Consider the following 1,872-nt stretch of genomic DNA (forward strand, 5'->3'; position numbering starts at 1 on the left):
TTGCCCGCATGAGTGCAGCGAAACTCGGGCAAGGGCACGCCCAAAAACTATTAACCTATAATTTCAATGGACTTGACATGAATTTGTGAAATATAGGACTATTTGTTATCTTCACATTATGACTAAAAACAATGATAACAAACTTATTCTTTACACTGATCAAGGAAAATGGGGAATTTGCACTATTGATAATAAAGTAGTTGTGCCTTGTAAGTATGATGAAATTTGGGACTTTAAAGAAGGCTTAGCCGTAGTAAAAATAAACCGTAAATATGGATTTGTTAATCAATTTGGAGAAGAAGTCATACCCTGCAAGTATAGTGAGGTTTGGAGTTTTAGTGAAGGTTTAGCTAAAATAAAATTAAAAAGTAAGTTAAGTAATAAATATGGATACATCAATATGCAAGGGGAACTAATTATCCCCTGTAAATATGATGAGGCTTGGGATTTTAGAGAAGGCTTAGCTGCGGTAAAATTAAATGATAAATATGGCTATATCAACAAACTAGGAAAAGAAATCATCCCCTGTAAATATGACGACGCTTGGAGTTTCAGCGAAGGTTTAGCTAGGGTACAGTTCAATGGTAACTACGGATACATCAATCAAAATGGAGAGGAAATTGTCCCTTGCAAATATGATAACGCTTGGGATTTTACAGAGGGCTTAGCTGTAGTAAAATTGAACCATAAATATGGTTTTGTCAATAAACAAGGAAAGGAAATTATTCCTTGCAAATATGATAACGCTTGGGATTTTGCAGAGGGCTTAGCCAAAGTAAAATTTAACCGTAAGTACGGCTTTGTGAATCAAAACGGGGAGGAAGTCATTTTCTGTAAATATAATAGTGCCTGGGACTTTAAGGAAGGTTTAGCTGTGGTAAAATTAAACCGTAATTATGGTTTTGTCAATAAACAAGGAAAAGAAGTTATTCCTTGCAAGTATGAGGATGCTTATGATTTTAATGAGGGTTTGAGTTTAGTGAAATTAAACGGTAAATGGGGATATATCAATCAAAATGGCAAGGAAGTTACTCCATGCAAATATGATCAAGGCTATAGCTTTAGAGAAGGTTTAGCTATTGTTAAATTAAATGATAAATATGGATACATCAATCAAAATGGGGTGCAAATCATCTCTTGCAAATATGACGATGCAGAGGCTTTTGAGGAAGGTTTAGCCAAAGTAAAATTCAAAGGTAAATACGGCTATGTTAATAAAAATGGAGAAGAGATTGTTCCATGCAAATATGATTGTATTTATCCTTTCAGTCAAGGTTTAGCCAAAGTAGAATTGAACGGAAAGTATGGTTATATCAATCAGAATGGAGAAGAGGTTATTCCTTCCAAGTATAAAAATATTTGGAGTTTTAATGAAGGTTTGGCTATAGTAGAGTTTAATGGCAAGTATGGCTATGTCAATCAAAATGGAGAGGAAGTTGTTCCGTGTAAATACGATGATGCTTTGAATTTTAGCCAGGGTTTAGCTAAAGTAAAACTCAACGGTAAATATGGCTACGTGAACAAAGAAGGAAAAGAAGTTATCCCCTGCAAATATGATTGGGCTTATGCATTTAATGAGGATTTAACCGTAGTAAAATTAAATGATAAGTGGTATAAAGTAGATAAGCATGGTAATGAATTTGAAGATTGATTTTAGCAAAAATCTCAAAGACATTTAAAGATATCTTTCAATACTTTTTCGAATCTTGATATAAAGTAGGGTTATGCTGAATTTAATAGTCGTTTTTATGATTTGAATTTTTCTGGGCGTGCCCCTTGCTGCGCTCGGGTCGGTGCATTCCGCACTACGCGTGCGCTGCGGTGCTACGCTCACGCTTCGCACTGCCTGACGGCATGCTCCATGCCCCTCAC

General features: G+C 35.4%; 2 protein-coding genes. One reads left to right on the plus strand and one right to left on the minus strand.

Going from position 1 to position 1,872, the window contains the following annotated elements:
• Positions 1-118 precede the first annotated feature (118 nt).
• A complete protein-coding gene (locus tag NZ519_13790) occupies positions 119-1,651 on the plus strand; it encodes a WG repeat-containing protein (protein MCS7029825.1) in 1,533 nt (510 codons plus the stop codon).
• Between the two features lie 24 nt (positions 1,652-1,675).
• Here NZ519_13790 and NZ519_13795 read toward each other — a convergent pair.
• Positions 1,676-1,872, minus strand: a 197-nt coding sequence (locus tag NZ519_13795) for a hypothetical protein (GenBank protein MCS7029826.1), incomplete at its 5' end; no start/stop codon positions are given.

This window comes from Bacteroidia bacterium, assembly GCA_025056095.1.
Classification (GTDB): Bacteria; Bacteroidota; Bacteroidia; order JANWVE01; family JANWVE01; genus JANWVE01.